This window comes from Saccharothrix lopnurensis, from assembly GCF_042658445.1.
Classification (GTDB): Bacteria; Actinomycetota; Actinomycetes; order Mycobacteriales; family Pseudonocardiaceae; genus Actinosynnema; species Actinosynnema lopnurensis.
In genome coordinates this window covers 72,455-89,103 of record NZ_JBHSQO010000005.1, presented here as the reverse complement: position 1 = coordinate 89,103, position 16,649 = coordinate 72,455, and the positions used below count along the sequence as shown (strand labels likewise).

At 73.2% G+C, this 16,649-nt stretch carries 11 protein-coding genes; 5 read left to right on the top strand and 6 right to left on the bottom strand.

Annotation, left to right across the window (positions count from 1 at the left end):
* Nucleotides 1-53: 53 nt before the first annotated feature.
* On the bottom strand, nt 54-2,258 hold the full coding sequence (locus ACFP3R_RS07055) for a SulP family inorganic anion transporter (RefSeq protein WP_380633948.1): 2,205 nt from the start codon (nt 2,256-2,258) through the stop codon (nt 54-56).
* Nucleotides 2,259-2,989: 731 nt separating this feature from the next.
* Nucleotides 2,990-4,435 carry an NADP-dependent phosphogluconate dehydrogenase gene (gndA, locus tag ACFP3R_RS07050; RefSeq protein WP_380633947.1) on the bottom strand — a complete coding sequence of 482 codons (1,446 nt, stop codon included), beginning with the start codon at nt 4,433-4,435 and terminating at the stop codon, nt 2,990-2,992.
* A gap of 121 nt (nt 4,436-4,556) precedes the next feature.
* On the opposite strand from gndA, the gene ACFP3R_RS07045 reads away from it, so the two are divergent.
* The 3 genes from ACFP3R_RS07045 to ACFP3R_RS37875 all read left to right on the top strand — a co-directional run bounded on the left by ACFP3R_RS07045 (nt 4,557) and on the right by ACFP3R_RS37875 (nt 9,294).
* Nucleotides 4,557-5,564, top strand: coding sequence for a LacI family DNA-binding transcriptional regulator (locus ACFP3R_RS07045; protein WP_380633945.1), 1,008 nt, complete (start codon nt 4,557-4,559; stop codon nt 5,562-5,564).
* A gap of 155 nt (nt 5,565-5,719) precedes the next feature.
* On the top strand, nt 5,720-7,603 hold the full coding sequence (locus ACFP3R_RS07040; RefSeq protein WP_380633944.1) for a ricin-type beta-trefoil lectin domain protein: 1,884 nt from the start codon (nt 5,720-5,722) through the stop codon (nt 7,601-7,603).
* Nucleotides 7,604-7,794: 191 nt separating this feature from the next.
* Nucleotides 7,795-9,294 (top strand): hypothetical protein, encoded by a 1,500-nt coding sequence (locus tag ACFP3R_RS37875; RefSeq protein ID WP_465269985.1) that lies wholly within the window; start codon nt 7,795-7,797, stop codon nt 9,292-9,294.
* Nucleotides 9,295-9,563: 269 nt separating this feature from the next.
* Here ACFP3R_RS37875 and ACFP3R_RS07030 read toward each other — a convergent pair whose 3' ends face one another.
* The gene (locus ACFP3R_RS07030) at nt 9,564-11,453 is read right to left on the bottom strand and encodes a sigma-70 family RNA polymerase sigma factor (RefSeq protein ID WP_380633942.1); all 1,890 of its coding nucleotides are present in this window, start codon (nt 11,451-11,453) and stop codon (nt 9,564-9,566) included.
* Between the two features lie 284 nt (nt 11,454-11,737).
* Here ACFP3R_RS07030 and ACFP3R_RS07025 point away from each other — a divergent pair, with 284 nt between their 5' ends.
* Nucleotides 11,738-13,126 carry a pyridoxal phosphate-dependent decarboxylase family protein gene (locus ACFP3R_RS07025; RefSeq protein ID WP_380633941.1) on the top strand — a complete coding sequence of 463 codons (1,389 nt, stop codon included), beginning with the start codon at nt 11,738-11,740 and terminating at the stop codon, nt 13,124-13,126.
* 10 nt (nt 13,127-13,136) lie between these two features.
* Here ACFP3R_RS07025 and tesB read toward each other — a convergent pair whose 3' ends face one another.
* Both tesB and pyk read right to left on the bottom strand, forming a co-directional pair.
* Complete coding sequence (gene tesB, locus ACFP3R_RS07020) at nt 13,137-14,063, bottom strand: acyl-CoA thioesterase II (protein WP_380633939.1); 927 nt, start codon at nt 14,061-14,063, stop codon at nt 13,137-13,139.
* Nucleotides 14,064-14,071: 8 nt separating this feature from the next.
* A complete protein-coding gene (gene pyk / locus ACFP3R_RS07015) occupies nt 14,072-15,496 on the bottom strand; it encodes a pyruvate kinase (RefSeq protein ID WP_380633938.1) in 1,425 nt (474 codons plus the stop codon).
* Between the two features lie 106 nt (nt 15,497-15,602).
* On the opposite strand from pyk, the gene ACFP3R_RS07010 reads away from it, so the two are divergent.
* Nucleotides 15,603-15,926, top strand: a complete 324-nt coding sequence (locus ACFP3R_RS07010; RefSeq protein ID WP_380633936.1) for a VanZ family protein — start codon at nt 15,603-15,605, stop codon at nt 15,924-15,926.
* 38 nt (nt 15,927-15,964) lie between these two features.
* Here the strand turns inward: ACFP3R_RS07010 and ACFP3R_RS07005 are convergent, their stop codons facing one another.
* Nucleotides 15,965-16,621, bottom strand: coding sequence for a DUF2461 domain-containing protein (locus ACFP3R_RS07005; protein WP_380633934.1), 657 nt, complete (start codon nt 16,619-16,621; stop codon nt 15,965-15,967).
* Nucleotides 16,622-16,649: the final 28 nt, after the last annotated feature.

The following is a 16,649-nucleotide window of genomic DNA, read 5'->3' as shown; positions in this document are numbered from 1 at the left end:
AACTCGGGGGTCGTGAGCGTTCGACACGGTGGGCCTGAGCGTTCGACTCGCGGTCAGGCGCGGACCGGGCGCAGGGCGGCCTGGGCCGGGTCGACCAGGTAGACGCGGGCGGCGGAGATGTCGAAGTACATGCCCACCAGGCGCAGCGCGCCCGCGGCGACGGCCTCGCGCACGGCGGGGTAGGTCATCAGGTTGTCCAGCTGCTGGGCGACGTTGGTGACGGCCAGGTGTTCGAGCACCGGCAGGTCCGACTCGCCCGCGTGGAAGCGGATCAGGCTCGGCTCGGCGGCGCGCAGCCACTCGTGCAGCTGCGAGCCCGGCCGGGCGGAGCCGTTGAGCAGGGCCTTCATCGCGCCGCAGTCCGAGTGGCCGCACACCGCGACGGTCTCGACCGCCAGCACCTCCACCGCGTACTCGATCGCCGCGCCCACCGAGGCGTCACCGCCCAGCGGCACCAGGTTGCCGATGTTGCGCACGCAGAACAGGTCGCCCGGCCCGCTGGTGGTGATCAGGTTCGGCACCACCCGGGAGTCCGCGCAGGTGATGAACAGCTGCCGGGGCCGCTGCCCCCGCTCGGCCAGCTCCGCCAGGAACGGCCGCACCAGCGGCGCCGTGGTGCGCTCGAACTCGTCCATGCCGCGGATCATCGGGTCGGCGTCGTCGCGCTGCCTCGGCACGGTCACCGCCCGCTGCCGCTGCCAGTGCGACCACGGCGCGAACCACCTGGGCAGCGGCGACAGCGGGGTCTTGCGCAGCGCCGGGATGCCGCGCGTGGCCTTGCTGAACCACGTGTCGTGCACCTCGTCCACCTCGACCTGCCCGCCCAGCCGCTCGTAGCCGGTGCGCCACTCGTCGATCGCCTCGTACGCGCCGTGGTCGAGGAAGTCGAGGTGCAGCTCCAGCAGCACGCGCTGCCCCAGCGGCACCGACCGCAGCCCGCGCACCAGCCGGCCCGCGCCGAGGAACACCAGTGAGCCCCGCACCACCACCCGGTAGCCGTCCGGCTCGGCCTCCACGCGCACCGTCGCGCGGGTCAACCGGTGCAGTGACCGCACCGCCGCCACCGCGACCCCCAGCAGCACGCCCTCCACCAACCCGAGGACCACCACGCCCACCACCGTGACCGCGTACGCGCTGAACTCGCCGTGCCGCCACAGCGCCCGCATCCACCGCACGCCCACCAGTCGCAGCCCGATCACCAGCAGCACACCCGCCAGCGCGGCCAGCGGGATCAGCTCCAGCACCGCCCCCAGCGCCAGCACGAACACCGCGATCCACAGGCCGTGCAGCACCGCGGACGCCCTGGTGCGCCCGCCCGCCGCCACGTTGGCGGAGCTGCGCGCGATCGCCGCGGACACCGGCAGCCCGCCCAGCGCGCCCGCCACCGCGTTGGCCGCGCCCTGGGCGACCAGCTCGCGGTCGAGGTCGGCGCGCGGCCCGTCGTGCAGCCGGTCGATCGCGACGGCCGACAGCAGCGATTCCACGCTGACCACCACGGCCACCGTGAGCACCGCGAACACCACGCCGCCGAGGCTCCCCGCGGGCAGCCGCGGCAGCACCAGCCCGGACAGCGGGTCGTCGGGCAGGTCGACGCGCGCCACGTCGAGCCCGCCGGTCGCCAGCGTCACGGCGAGCACGGCCACCAGCGGCGCGGGCACCAGCGCCGCCCGCGGCAGGCGCGGCCACAGCAGCATCACCGCGACGGTGAGCGTCCCGACCAGCACGGCGTCCCAGCTCACCCCGGTGGTCAGCATCCGCGCCAGGTTGTCGGGCACGGTCGTGGCGGCCGTGCCGCCGAGGACGACGGCGAGCTGGCCGACGGCGATGCTCAAGCCGAGGCCGGCGAGCATCCCGTGCACCACCGCCGGTGACAGCGACAGCGCCACCCGCCCCAGCTTGAGCAGGCCGAACGCCACCTGGACGACACCGGCGGCGAGCGTGATGGCGGCCGTGGCGGCCCAGCCGTGCTCCGCGACGATGCCCGCGGTGATCACCACCATGCCCGTCGACGGCCCGCTGACGGCCAGCGGCGCACCGCTGAGCGCGCCCGCGACCAGGCCGCCGACGACCGCGGAGACCAGACCGGTCACCAGCGGCGCGCCGGTCGCGGCGGCGATGCCCATCGACAGCGGCACCGCGATCAGGAACACCACCACCGAGGCGGGCAGGTCGTGGCGGAGCACCGCGGCGAGCCCTCCCGGTGGGCCGGCCGTGGTGTGCTCGCCGGCGTGGGACTTGGTGGGGCGCGGACGGTTCATCTCGTGGTCCTTCCAGGCAGCAGGGGGTGGTCGGCCCGCGCGGACGTGCGCGGGTCGCGGTGGGGTGGGGGGAGTTCCGGCGCGGTGGCCGAGGGCCGAGGGCCGCGGGACCCGGCGCGGTGGACGGGGCGGCGGTCGGGGCGGCGGGGTCAGCGCGCGGCTAAGGGCAGCGGAGGTCGCGGCCGGGGGGTGACGAGTCGGCGCTCGGCCCCGGCGCGGTGGTGGGTGGTCGCCACGGTGGCACCTCCGTGTCGGCACAGTGGACGTGTCGGCACAGCCGCGTTGCTGAAGGTCAGCGTCGACACCATCATGACGACGATGTGGGCGATCTGACAGCGGTTCCACCCGGACGTGTTGATCAACGGCCGCTCGTCACGGCTGGTGACGGGGTTGCCGGGGAGGATGGCGGGTGAGGGCCGGGCGGGCCGGCACGCCGCGGTGGAGCAGGCCGGGGCCGGAGTGGCGGCGGCCGGGCAGGGCTGGAGTGGCGGCGGCCCGCCACGGCCGGCGAGTCAGTCGGCCGTGGCGGGTCGAGCACCGGAGCGGTCGAGCACCGGAGCGGTCGAGCACCGGAGCGGTCAGGCAGCCGGACCGATCGAGCACCGGGAGCGATCAAACAGCCAGAGCTGTCAAACAGCCAGAGCGGTCAAACAGCCAGAGCGGTCAAACAGCCAGAGCGGTCAAGCGGCCGGGAGCGGTCACGCCCCCGGCCGCCGTCGACAGCCCCGGGATCAGCCGTCCACCTGGGACCGGTCACCCGACCAGAGGGTGTGGAAGCTGCCCCCGCGGTCGGTCCGCCGGTAGGTGTGCGCGCCGAAGAAGTCCCGCAGCCCCTGCACCAGCGACGCGGGCAGCCGCTCCGAGCGCAGGGCGTCGTAGTAGGCCAGCGCGGACACGAAGCCGGGCGCGGGCACGCCCGCCTGGACCGCCCCGACGACGACCCGCCGCCACGCCGCCTCGGCGGCCCGCACCGCGTCCCGGAAGTAGTCGTCCACGAGCAGGGACGCCAGCTCCGGGTTCTTGTCGTACGCCTCGCGGATGCGGTCGAGGAACCGGGCCCGGATGATGCAGCCGCCGCGCCAGATGGTGGCCATCGCGCCCAGGTCCAGGTCCCACCCGTACTCGGCGCTCGCCGCGCGCATCTGGTCGAAGCCCTGCGCGTACGCCACGACCTTGGACGCGTAGAGCGCCTGCCGCACGTCCTCGACCAGCCCGCCCGCGAGCTGCTCGGAGGCGAGCACCTCCGAGGCGCCGAACGCGTCGCGCGCGGCCTCGCGCTGCTCGACCCGCCCGGACAGCGAGCGGGCGAACACGGCTTCCGCGATGCCGGTCACCGGCACGCCCAGCTCCAGCGCCTCCTGCACGGTCCAGCGGCCGGTGCCCTTCTGCTCGGCCTCGTCGGCGATCACGTCGACCAGCGGCACGCCGGTGTCGGGGTCGGCGTGGCCCAGCACCTCGGCGGTGATCTCCACCAGGTAGGACTCCAGGTCGCCGCTGTTCCAGCCGCGGAAGACCTCCGCGATCCCGGACGGCGTCATGCCGCCGACGCGGCGCAGCAGGTCGTAGGACTCCGCGATGAGCTGCATGTCGGCGTACTCGATGCCGTTGTGCACCATCTTCACGAAGTGCCCGGCGCCGTCCGGTCCGACGTGGACGCAGCACGGCACGCCGTCCACCTTGGCCGCGATGTCCTCCAGCACGGGCCCCACGTGCCGGTAGGACTCGGCCGACCCGCCGGGCATGATCGACGGGCCGTTGAGCGCGCCCTCCTCGCCGCCGGAGATGCCGCTGCCGACGAAGTGCAGCCCGGCCTCCCTGAGCCTCGCCTCGCGGCGGCGGGTGTCGGCGTAGTGGGCGTTGCCGCCGTCGATCACCATGTCGCCGGGCTCCAGCAGGGGCGCCAGCTCGTCGATGACGGCGTCGGTCGGGCCGCCCGCCTTGACCATGATGATGATCTGGCGCGGGGTCTGGAGGCTCGCGACGAGCTCCTCCAGCGTCCCCGCGGGGACGAAGTCGCCCTCGTGGCCGTGCTCCTCGATCAGTGCTTTGGTGCGGGCGTCGGTGCGGTTGTGCACGGCGACGCGGTAGCCGTGCCGGGCGAGGTTGCGCGCCAGGTTGCTGCCCATGACGGCGAGCCCGGTGACGGCGATCCGCGCGGGTGCCTCGGAGGTGGTCATCCGGACAGCCTGCCGAAGTTCGCGCTCGCGCGCACGCACCGCCGACCCCTCAAAACGAAGGTCGGGGTGCACCCCGAGCGGCTGTAACATCGTGAAACAACTGTGGAAAACGGGGGTGCGCATGAGCAGGGCGACGGTGCGGGACGTGGCGCGGGCGACGGGGCTGTCCATCGCCACCGTCTCCCGGGTGCTCAACGGCCAGGCGAACGTCGCCCAGCACACCCGCGAGCTGGTGCTCAGGGCGGTGGACCAGCTGGGCGCGCGGGCGCCCAGGCCGCGCGGCGCCAAGCCGACCGGCTCCATCTACGTGCGCTGCCCGTACCTGCTCACCGACTACTTCGGACTGATCGTGTCCTCGGTGGCCGAGACGCTGGCCCTGCACGGCCACCAGGTGGTGCTGGACGCGGGCACGTCGGCGCAGCGGGCGCGGGTGCTGCCGGACCTGGCCGGCCGGGCGGACGTGGGCGGCGCGGTGCTGATCCTGCCGCCGGAGCCGGCCGACGAGCTGGTCCGGCTGCGGGACCGGCGCTTCCCGTTCGTGGTGGTGGACCCGCGCACCGAGCTGCCGCGCGACGTGGCCTCGGTGTCGGCGGCGCACTTCGCGGGCGCGCGGCGGCTGATGGCGCACCTGGTGGAGCTGGGGCACCGGCGCATCGGCGTCCTCGGCGGCCCGCGGGACTGGCAGGCCAGCGACGGCAGGCTCGCCGGGTACGCGGCGGCGCTGTCGGACGTGGGCGTGCTGCCGTCGCCGGAGCTGCTGCGGCACGTGGACGAGCCGACCGACGAGCGCGGCCACTCGGCCGCCGGCGAGCTGCTGGACCTGCCCGAACGACCGACCGCGCTGGTGGCGTTCAACGACAAGATGGCCGTCGGCGCGTTGCGGGCGGCCCGGGAACGCGGCCTGTCGGTGCCCGGTGACGTGTCGGTCGCGGGGTTCGACGACCTGGACCTGAGCCGGGCCGCGGTGCCGGGGCTGACCACCGTGCGGCAGCCGTTGCAGGAGATGGGCCGGATGGCCGTGACGCTGCTGGTGCGCCTGCTCGACCGGCACGAATTGGAGGCGCTGCACGTCGAACTGGCCACGGAACTGGTGGTCAGGGCCTCCACCGGACCCGCGCGGAACTCCTGACCGAGCGGCTTTTTCCGGTATTTACCGGGCTGAATGCGCGGCCTTGACACGGGTACCGACCCATTGTTTCCTTTCACTTGCGGACACGTTCCACAAAAGTTCCATTTGTTACAGCCGCCGGAACCCTGCCCACACCGTCGTGAAAGGAGTCCGAGGTGCCCTCTACCCGCCATCGGGCTTTCACCACCGCCGCGATAGCCGCCCTGACCGCGGCCGCCGCCGTGGCCGCCGTGCCCTCACCGGCCGCGGTCGCCGCGGGCGAAACGGTCAACGTCCACCTGACCACCACCTCCGACAGCGGCGGCCGGGTGGTCACCCGGGGCCTGGCCCAGCAGCCGTCCGTCGCGTTCGGCACCAGCGGCGGCAGCGCCACCCACACCATCACCGTCAACGAGAACACCCGCTACCAGCAGTTCGAGGGCGGCGGCGCGTCGATCACCGACACCACCGCCCACCTGCTGCGCGGCGGCGCGGTCTCCGCGGCCACCCGGGACGCGGTGATGCGCAGGCTGTTCCACCCCGTCGACGGCATCGGCCTGTCCTTCGTGCGCAACCCGATCGGGGCGTCCGACCTGTCCCGGCCGGGCAACGTGTCCCTGGACGACACGTGCTGCGACCTCAACGACTGGGGCGCCAACGGCTACGACACGAACGTGCGGCTGCTGACGCAGCAGGCCAAGCAGCTCAACCCGCAGCTGCGGGTCAAGGGCGTGCCGTGGAGCGCGCCGGGCTGGATGAAGGACAACGGCCGCATGGACCAGATGGGCTGGCTCAAGTGGGAGTACGCCCCGATGTACGCCCAGTACTTCGTGAAGTACGTGCAGAGCTACCAGGCGGCGGGCATCCCGGTCGACTACGTGTCCGTGCAGAACGAGCCGAACTGCTGCCAGGCGTCCAACCCCACCGCGATGAACTACCCCGGCATGAGCTGGAACCCGGCGGGCCTGGCCGAGTTCACCAAGAACAACCTCTACCCGGCGTTCCGCGCGGCCGGCATCAACACCAAGGTGCTGGTGCACGACTGGAACTACGGCGACTACGCCAACTTCGGTTCGGGCGTGCTGAACGACGCCGCCGTGCGCAACGACCCCCTGTTCGGCGGCATCGCCTGGCACGGCTACTTCGGTGACCCGGCCGTGGGCACGCAGGTCCACAACCAGTACCCGAACGTGAAGCAGTTCAGCACCGAGCACTCCGGCGGCACGTGGATCTCGAACCAGCACAACGAGGACATGGCCGACATCGTCAACTACGCCCGCAACTGGAGCTCCAGCCTGGTCAAGTGGAGCCTGGCGCTGAACCAGAACATGGGCCCGCACAACGGCGGCTGCGGCACCTGCACCGGCCTGGTCACGGTCCAGGAGGGCGGCTCGCGGGCCGGCCAGGTGGACAACACGATCGAGTACTACACGACCGGGCACCTGACCAAGTTCGTCCGGCCCGGCGCGCACCGGATCGACTCGACCGCCAACGGCACCGTGCAGAACGTGGCCTACCGCAACCCCGACGGCTCCAAGGCGCTGATCGCCCACAACGGCGGCACGTCGGCCCAGTCGATCCGGGTGAACTGGGGCAACCAGGCGTTCACCTACACCCTGCCCGCGCGCACCACGGCGACGTTCACCTGGCAGGGCACCCCGGGCGGCGGCACCCAGCCCGTCGGCGGCACCATCACCGGCCTGGCCGGCAAGTGCGTCGACGTCGCGGGCGGCAGCAGCGCCGACGGCGCGGCCGTGCAGCTCTACACCTGCAACGGCTCCGCGGCCCAGCAGTGGACCCGCCCCGGCGACGGCACGGTCCGCGCGCTGGGCAAGTGCCTGGACGTGAAGGACCGGGGCACCGGCGACGGCGCGCAGCTCCAGCTGTGGTCGTGCGGCGGCACCCCGAACCAGCAGTGGACCGCCACGGCGGGCCGCGACCTGGTGAACCCGGCGGCGAACAAGTGCGTCGACGTCACCGGCAACACCAGCGTGGACGGCGCCCGGCTCCAGCTGTGGACCTGCACGGGCGCGGCCAACCAGAAGTGGACCTTCGCCTGAACCCGTGAACAGCGGCGGGGACCCCGGTGGGTCCCCGCCACCAGGCCACCGGCGGGCGGACCCCGGCCGGTGACGTGACGGGGCCCCGCCCACACCACTGGCGGCGGCCGGCGGGGCCCCTCCGCGCGTGATCCCGAACCCCCGGCGCCGCCGTGCGCGCGACGCGCCCGGCGGCGCAGCACCATCGGCGCATGAGACTCCGCGTGCTCACCCTGACCACCGCGGTCCTGGCCACGTTCCTCGTGGCGCCCCACCAGACGTCGGCCCAGCAGAGGTCGGCGCAGCAGGTCTCGGCGCAGCAGGTGTCGGCTCAGCAGGTGTCGGCGCAGCAGGTGTCGGCTCAGCAGGTGTCGGCTCAGCAGGTGTCGGCTCAGCAGGTGTCGGCTCAGCAGGTCCCGGCCGCCTGGACCCTGACCGCGGCCCAGCGCCGGGCCTACCTGTCGCACTACGCGCCGGTCGTCCTCAAGCGCGGCGACGAGAACAACGGCAAGCAGGGCCGCGACTGGCTGACGAACTTCGACTTCGACCGCGACGGCGACTACGCCACCAACCGCGCCCACTGGCTGGAGGTCGACCAGCACGTCGCGGGCGCGCTGCCGGACTGGCAGGTCCGGCCCACCCTCTACACCGCGCTGCTGGAGTTCACCGAGGGCGGCGCCAAGTCCCTCGTGCTGCTCTACCACGTCTACAACGCCGCCGACAAGGACGGCGACGAGATCCACGACTGGGAGCGCGTCGAGATCGTGGTGCGCGGCGTGACCGGCACCCCCGGGTCCGCCGGCGAGTCCTTCGCCAACGCCACCGTGACCCACCACAAGGACCACGTCATGCGCCGGTCCACCGACCCGGACGTGCGGTTCCTGGACACCGCCACCGGCCGCCACCTGCTGCTGTGGCAGGCCGACGAGAGCGACTTCGACCTGCCGGACATCGGCCCGCACGGGCACGAGCTGCGCTACGTCACCGACCCGTGGTCGGAGATCGCCGGGCGGTTGGCCGGTGGTGAGGCGGAGGTCGGCATCTCCGGGTCGGGCGACGACCGCAACGTGCACTACGCGTTCGTGCCCGGCGGCTCGGCGGGCGCGGTGGCCGCGCTCGGGGCGGTGCCGCTGACCGGCGCCAACGCCGCGACGCAGGCCAGCCGGGTCGACAACGGCACCACGGTGCGGTGGCCGGCGGTCAAGCGGCTGACCTACGAGCTCCAGGACCTCGCCGACATCGTCCCGTCGCACTGGTCGCAGGGCGACTGGCGGCGGCACTGGCTGGACACCGACGTCGTGGACGTGTGGTTCGAGACGCCCGCGCTGGGCATCGGGACCGGGCGCCGGCGGTTCTACAACCAATCGCGCGACAACGCCGCGTCCGACCTCACCGACGGCCGCGAGGGCTACCTGTCCAAGGCGTGGTTCTTCGGCGCCTACTCGGCCGAGCTGGACGAGGACACGCCGTCGGGCAGCGACGACTTCGGCGGGTTCGCGGGCACCGGCGTGGACAGCCTCGGCCGCACGCGCGGCGCGGTCAGCGGCGACCCCGCCTCGCACGGCGCGTACTGGCGGCAGCACGAGTACTTCGTGCACTCCGGCGGCATCGACGACGCCCGGAGCCGCGAGGTCGGCACGTGGCTGCCGCCCGGCTGGCACCTGCCCGCCAACGGCGGCTTCGACGGCCGCTGGCAGCCGCTGTTCGACTGACCGGCCGGCGGCCGACCTGCTTGCCCGGCTCGCTTGCCCGGCCTGCCGCCGCCCGCTCCGCTGCTACCCGGCTCCTGCCGCCCAGCCCGCCGCTGCCGGCTCACTCCCGCCGGCCCGCCGCTGCCCGGCTCGCCGCAGCTCAATCCGTTCACTGCCCGGCCCGTTCGCCCCCCAACGCGACCGGCCCGCCCGCCGCGACCGCACGACCGGTCGTGGCGGGCGGGCCGGTGCCCGTCACCACCGCACGACCGGCGGCGACGGGGGTCACCTCACCCGGTGGCGCGGTACGCCTGCCCGGCGGCGTTGGGCGTGCCGCCGGGTGCGTACAGGCCCGTGCCGGGCTTGTCGGCCGGGAGCGCGAACCACGCGTAGCGCTCCAGGTAGGGCAGACCGTCGAGCATCCGCGACGACGCGCCCGCGAAATCGGCCAGCTGCCGGTCGTCCGGGTAGCGCACGCCGCCGCCGGAGAAGTCCATCAGCGAGTACTCCGTGAGCCAGACCGACAGGCCGTAGCGGGCGTGCACGGCGTCCAGGTAGCCCTTCAGGTGGCCGACGGCGGCCGGGCCGAAGTCCGAGCCGTACCAGTGCAGCGTGATGAAGTCGACCCGCAGGCCGCGCTCGCGGGCGCCGGTCAGGAACCGGTCGAGCCAGCCGCCCGGTCGGTCGCCGCCGTAGGCCACGGCCGGGCTGCCCAGGCGCATCCCCGTCGCCTGGAGCCTCGGCCACAGGTCCAGCGCCTGCTCGACGGACATGTTCGCCTGCTCGGCCAGGTCGGGCTCGTTGAAGCCGAGCAGCGTGGTGCCCTGCCCCTTCACGGCCTCCAGGTTGGCCGGGGTCGCGGTCTTCGCGCCCCAGATCATCGGCACGTACTCCACGCCCGGCGCCCGCACGCCCTCCGGCGTGGTGGCCCAGTTGTAGAACCAGCCCGCGCCGACGTCCGACAGCGCCCGGCCGACGCCGTCGAAGTGCCAGGTGCTGACGCCCTTCTTGATCGACCTGGCGGCCGGGAGGGGGTCGGGTGGCGCGGCGACGACCGGCCGGGTGGTGGTGGAGGTGGGGCTCGTGGTGGTCGTCGTCGTGGTGGTGGTCGTGGTCGCCTGGCTCGACGCGGTGACGGGCACGAGGGTGGTGGTCGTCGCGGTGATCGGCGCGGCCACCGGGACCGGGCGGGGCGCCTGCTCGGGCGGCAGCAGGGTCACCGCGCCCACCACCGCCGCCACCGCGACCGCCGCGACCAGCGGCTTGGCCGCCACGTGCGCCCAGAACGACGGCTTGAGCGGCGTCGGGGTGGTGGTGTTCGGGGTGATCGCGTTCGGGGTGGCCGTCGCCTGCCCGTCGACCAGGCCGGGGTCCACCAGCCCGGGGTCCACCAGCCCGGGGTCGAGCGGAGCGGGGTCGAGCAGGTCGAACCCGGCGGGCACCGGCACCAGCGGGATGCGGGCCACCAGCCCGTCCACGGCGGCCAGGTCGTCGAACCCGCGCCCGCAGCGCCGGCACTCCCGGGCGTGCCGCACGATCCGCTTGCGCCACAGCGCGCCGGGGTGGCCGTCCCAGTCCGCGACCACCTCGGCCAGCTCGCCGCACCGGGGCATGGCCAGCACGCGCACGACCACGCGGGCCGAGTCGAGCTGGGCCTTCATCCGCTGGACCCGGACGGCGGCGTGCTGCGGGGTGAGGTCGAGGGCCTTGACCAGCTCGGCGCGCGTGATCCGGCCGACCTGCTCCAGCCACCACAGCGAGAGCACCTCGCGCTCGTCGTCGCCGATCCAGCGGGTGGCCGCGAGGACCTCCCGGCGCTGGCCGGTGAGCTGGAGGCGGGTGATGGCGAGGTCGGCGAAGTCCGCGCCGGGGTCGGCCCGGTCGAGCACCTCGTGGTCGACGGGCAGCGGCTGGTTGCGGCGGTGGCGGTCGCGGACCTGGTTCATCGCGATGACCAGCAGCCAGGAGCGGAACGACTCGGGCTTCTCCAGGCGGGACAGCCCGTCCACGGCGCGCAGCATGGTCTCCTGGACCACGTCGTCGGTGTCGGGGTGCCCGCCGAGTGCGTGCCCGACGACGTTGTAGACCAGCGGCAGGTAGGCCGCCACCAGCGCGTCCAACGCGCCCGGCTCGCCGCGCTGGGCGGCCTTGACCGCCTCGGCGTCACCTGGTGTGCGCATACCGATCCTCCCGGCCGAGTTGGGCTTACCCACCGAAGACGGCCACCGCCCGCCAACATAACCAAAACCCCGAAGAACCCCGCGAGTCGTACGTCCAGACCCCGCGAGTCGTACGTTCCGGTCGGCCGTGTCGTACGTCCAGGACCCCCGAGTTCAACGTTCGTGTCCGGCCTGGGGGGTGCGCGAACGCTGAACTCGGGGGTCCGGAACGTACGACACGGTGGGTCTGGACGTACGACTCGCGGGGTCTGGAGGTACGACTCGCGGGGGGTTAGCTTGGGGAGGTGGATGCTGAGGAGTTTCGGCGGGTCGGGCACGAGGTGGTCGACTGGATCGCCGACTACCGGGCGCGGGTCGAGGAGTTCCCCGTCCGGTCCCGGGTGGAGCCGGGGTGGGTGCGCGGGCAGCTCGACGGGTTGAGCGAGGCGGGCGGCGACTTCGCCGGGTTGCTGGCCGACCTGGAGCGGGTGGTGCTGCCCGGCACGACCCACTGGCAGCACCCCGGGTTCTACGCCTACTTCCCGTCCAACGCGTCGCTGCCGTCCGTGCTCGGCGACCTGCTGTCGTCCGGCCTGGGCGTGCAGGGGATGCTGTGGTCCACCTCCCCCGCCGCGACCGAGGTCGAGCAGCACCTGATGGACGAGCTGGTGGGCGCCATGGGCCTGCCGGAGCGCTTCCTCGGCGGCGGGGTCATCCAGGACACGGCGTCGTCGGCCGCGCTCGTCGCGCTGCTGGCGGCGCTGCACCGGGCGTCCGGGGGCAAGTGGCGCCAGTCCGGCGTGGACGGCGCGGAGACGGTCTACGTGTCCTCGCAGACCCACTCGTCGATCGAGCGCGCGGCGCGCATGGCGGGGCTCGGCGAGCAGGCCGTGCGGTCGATCCCGGTGGACCCGGCGACGTCGGCGATGGACGCGGGGGCGCTGGCGGCGCGGCTCAAGGCCGATGTGGAGGCGGGACGGCGGCCGGTGCTCGTGTGCGCGACCATCGGCACGACGGGCACGGGCGCGGTGGACCCGGTGCGGGAGGTCGCGGCGCTGTGCGCCGAGCACGGCGCCTGGCTGCACGTGGACGCGGCGTGGGCCGGGCCGGCGGCGCTGTGCCCGGAGTTCCGCCCCCTGTTCGACGGCGTCGGGCTGGCCGACTCGTTCACCGCGAACGCCCACAAGTGGATGCTGACCGCGTTCGACCTGTCGCTGTTCTGGACGGCCCACCCGGACGTGCTGGTGGACGCCCTGACCATCCTCCCCGAGTACCTGCGCAACACCGCGACCGAGTCGGGCGCCGTGGTCGACTACCGCGACTGGCAGATCCCGCTGGGCCGCCGGTTCCGGGCGCTGAAGCTGTGGTCGGTGCTGCGCTGGTACGGGCTGGAGGGCGTGCGGGCCCACCTGCGCAGGCACGTGGAGCTGGCGGCGCTGCTGGAGTCGTGGGTCGGGGCCGACGAGGGGTGGGAGCTGGCCGCGCCCCGCACGCTGTCCCTGGTGACCCTCGCCCACCGCGACGGCGACGGGGCCACGCGGGCGGCGATGGAGCGGGTCAACGCGAGCGGCGACGCGTTCGTCACGCACACGACGGTGAACGGGCGGTTCGCGGTCCGCGTCGCCATCGGGGCCGAGGGCACGAGGGAGCACCACGTGCGGGCGCTGTGGGAGGCGTTGCGGGGAGAGGAGTGAGCCCGGGGGCCTACCGCACCACGCGGAGCAGGCCCTCCTGGACCACCGTGGCCACCAGGCTGCCGTCGCGGGCGTAGAAGCGGCCCGTCGCCAGGCCCCGCGCGCCGGACGCCGAGGGCGACGCGCAGTCGTAGAGGAACCACTCGTCCGCGCGGAACCGGCGGTGGAACCACATGGCGTGGTCCAGGCTCGCGCCCAGCACCTTGTCCGTGCCCCAGTAGACCCCGTGGCGGACCAGGACCGAGTCGAGCAGGGTCATGTCCGAGGCGTAGGCCAGCACGCACACGTGCAGCAGGTCGTCGTCGGGCAGCTTGCCGTCCGCGCGCATCCACACCCGGCTGCGCGCCTCGCCCGGCCCGTCCTCGCGCGCCCGCCACGGCGGCTGGGTCACGTACCGGATGTCGACCGGCCTGGGCAGGCGGGCCATGCCCACCTTGTCCAGGTACCCGGCCGCCGACTCGGCGTAGGTCGGCAGGGAGTCCGGCGGCGGCACCGACGGCATCGGGTCCTGGTGGTCCAGGCCCGGCTCGTCGAGCTGGAACGACGCCGACAGCGAGAAGATCGCCTTGCCGTGCTGCACGGCGACCACCCGGCGGGTGGTGAACGACCGCCCGTCACGGATGCGGTCCACTTCGTACACGATCGGGACGGTCGGGTCACCGCCCCGGATGAAGTACGAGTGCAGCGAGTGCACCCGCCGACCCGGGTCCACGGTCCGGCCGGCGGCCACCAGGGCCTGCCCGGCCACCTGCCCGCCGAACACCCGCACGGGCGATTCGGCGGGCGACACCCCGCGGAAGATGTTCTCCTCGATGCGCTCCAGGTCGAGCAGCGCCACGAGGCGGTCGAGCACGGGCTGCCCGTGCGGCACGCCGTCGGCGTCCAGCGGAACGTCCGAGAAACCGGCGGAAGCCGCGGCGCGGGCAGCCTCGGTCACGTCATCTCCTAAGCGTGGTCTTCCTCCCCCAGGCGGTGCACCCGGATGAGGTTCGTCGAGCCGATGGTGCCGGGCGGCGAGCCGGCCACGACGACCATCAGGTCACCGGCCTGGTAGCGGCCGATGGACAGCATCGACTGGTCGACCTGGCGGACCATACCGTCGGTCGAGTCCACCTTAGGCACCAGGAACGTCTCCGTGCCCCAGGTGAGAGCAAGCTGACTGCGCACGCTGGGCTCCGGCGTGAACGCCAGCAGCGGCAGGTGCGTGTGCAGGCGGGCCAGCCGCCGCACGGTGTCACCGGACTGGGTGAACGCCACGAGGGCCTTCGCGTTCAGCCGCTCACCGATGTCGCGCGCCGCGTAGGAGATGACGCCGCGCTTGGTGCGCGGGACGTGGGTCAGCGGCGGGACCACCACGGACTCGGTCTCCACGGCCTCGATGATCCGGCCCATGGTCTTGACCGACTCGATGGCGTAGCGGCCGACCGACGTCTCGCCGGACAGCATCAGCGCGTCCGCGCCGTCCAGCACGGCGTTCGCCACGTCGGAGGTCTCGGCGCGGGTCGGCCGGGAGTTGGTGATCATGGAGTCCAGCATCTGGGTGGCCACGATCACCGGCTTGGCGTTCTCGCGGGCGATCTGGATCGCCCGCTTCTGCACCAGCGGCACGTACTCCAGCGGCAGCTCCACGCCCAGGTCGCCGCGGGCGACCATGACGCCGTCGAAGGCCAGCACGATGGCCTCGAGGTTGTCGACCGCTTCGGGCTTCTCGATCTTGGCGATGACCGGCTTGCGGCCGTTGCCGACCCGGTCCATCACCTGGTGCACCAGGTCGATGTCGGCGGGCGAGCGCACGAACGACAGGGCGATGAAGTCCACGCCCAGGCGCAGCGCGAACTCCAGGTCCTCGATGTCCTTCTCCGACAGCGCCGGCACGGACACGTCCATGCCGGGCAGCGAGAGGCCCTTGTTGTTGCTGACCGGGCCGCCCTCGGTGACCTCGCAGACCACGTCCGGTCCGTCGACGTCGACCACGACCAGGCCGACCTTGCCGTCGTCCACCAGCAGTCGGTCACCGACCTTGGCGTCCTGCGCCAGCTGCTTGTAGGTGGTGGAGACGCGGTCGTGGGTGCCCGCGACGTCCTCGACGGTCACCCGGACGACGTCCCCGGTGCGCCACTCGACCGGCCCGTGGGCGAATCGCCCCAGGCGGATCTTCGGCCCCTGGAGGTCGGCGAGGATGCCGACCGCCCGCCCCGACACGTCGGCCGCTGCGCGGACGAGGTCGTAGACCTGCTTGTGGTCGGCATGGCTACCGTGGCTGAAGTTCATCCGAGCCACGTCCATACCGGCCGCCACCAGCTCGTTGACCTTGTCCTCGGTCGCGGTGGCGGGACCAAGCGTACAGACGATCTTCGCGCGTCGACTCACGTCTGTGCAGAGTAGTCCCTGTCACTGGACCGATCAGGATGTACCCGGGGGTAATCTCCGCGGAACGGGCAGAATCTGCCGGGTGGGTGCCAGAATACTTCCGTTCGTGATCGCGGCGTTGCTGAGCGTCATCGTGTTGTTCACCCCCCAGTCAGGAGTGCCCGACTCGCCGCCGGGCACCGACAAGGTGGTCCACTGCCTGCTGTTCGCCCTGCTCACGACCACCGGGCGGTACGCGCGGCTGCCGGTCGCGGGGTTGGCGGCGGGGCTGGTTGGTTACGCCGCGGTCTCGGAAGTGTTGCAGTGGCTCATCACCGCGCTGGGCCGCGGGGGTGACGTGCTCGACGCGCTGGTGGACGTCGCCGGGATCGGGGTCGGGCTGCTGGTGTTCCGGCTGCTGCCGGTGGGGAGGGAGCGGGGCCGGGAGTAGGGGGAGGGGCATGGGGCCCGACGCGGGGCGCGGCCCGGTCATCGGCGGAAGCCCACCTCGGTCAGGCCGACGTGGTCGTTGCACCAGTCGACCAGCGGGGTCACCTGGCGCCACCCCTCGCGCACGCGGTCCAGGCACCCGGGCTCGTGCAGCACGTCGTCCGGCGGCCAGACCTTCGCCACGTACAGGCGCTTGTGCTTGAGCAGCTCGATCCGGGGGTGCTCGGGGTCCGTGCCCCGGGGCGCGCGCTTGAGCCTGTCCCCGCGCAGCTCCCACCCCTGGCCCGCCAGCCGGGCGAGCACCCGCTCCAGCGCCCGGCCGCGCAGGTCGTCGGCGACCGACTCCCGGTAGCGGGCGAGCTGGTCGGGGGCCATGGCGAACGACCCGCCGGCGACGAACAACCCCTCCGGGCCGATCTGCGCGTAGTGCGCGCCGCTGCCGCGACCGGGTTCGACGACCGCGCCGCAATGGTCCTTGTAGGGGGTTTTGTCCTTGCTGAACCGCACGTCGCGGTAGGGCCGGAAGACCTTTCCCTTCCCGAACTCCGGTTCCAGGGCCGCGAGCAGCGCCTCCATGGGCACGCGCACGTCCGCGTGGTAAAGGTGCTTGTTGTCCTCCCAGTACGCTTTCGAGTTGTCGACCACGAGACCGTCGTAGAAGTCGATGGCGTGTTCGCCGAAGCCGCTGAATTCCACGGCACCAAGCTTACGTTCGGCCATTCGT